The sequence below is a fragment of the Streptomyces microflavus genome (genome assembly GCF_014650075.1).
GTDB classification, from domain to species: Bacteria; Actinomycetota; Actinomycetes; order Streptomycetales; family Streptomycetaceae; genus Streptomyces; species Streptomyces microflavus.
Map to the genome: position 1 here is coordinate 1 of NZ_BMUG01000043.1, position 684 is coordinate 684.

Annotated in this window: 1 protein-coding gene; it reads left to right on the forward strand. The window is 51.0% G+C overall.

Going from position 1 to position 684, the window contains the following annotated elements:
- The coding region (locus tag IE264_RS38875; protein WP_190167951.1) for an asparagine synthase-related protein at positions 1 to 585 on the forward strand (585 nt) is incomplete at its 5' end.
- Between the last annotated feature and the right edge of the window lie 99 nt (positions 586 to 684).

Sequence of the window (684 nt, forward strand, 5' to 3'; positions counted from 1 at the left end):
CTCGAAGCACGTGTGCCATTCCTGGACAAGGAGTTTATCAATGAGGCAATGAGCATAGATCCTGAGTGGAAGATGATCCGACCTGATCTTGGAAGAATTGAGAAGTGGGTGCTGAGGAAAGCATTTGATGACGAGGAGCAACCATTCCTGCCAAAGCACATTCTGTACAGGCAGAAAGAGCAGTTCAGTGATGGTGTTGGCTATAGCTGGATTGATGGCCTAAAGGCTCACGCAGAATCAAATGTGACCGATAAGATGATGTCAAATGCAAAGTTCATCTACCCGCACAACACCCCGACTACAAAAGAGGCCTACTGTTACAGGATGATATTTGAGAGGTTCTTCCCCCAGAACTCGGCGATCCTGACGGTGCCAGGCGGGCCAAGCGTTGCATGCAGCACGGCAAAGGCGGTAGAGTGGGATGCTCAGTGGTCGGGGAACCTGGATCCCTCAGGGAGAGCAGCACTTGGAGTCCATCTCTCGGCCTATGAACAGGAGCATCTCCCAGCAACCATCTTGACAGGAACCAGCAAGAAGCCGAGGATGATCGAGGTTGCAGCGCCTGGTGTCGCAATTGAGAGTTGATGGTGTCCTGTCCTGCTTGCCGTTTCTGATAAGAAATAAGATGTACCTGGTCTTGCCATTAGAGTGGTGCAGACCTAAGGTTTGAGTGAAGATTGTGCG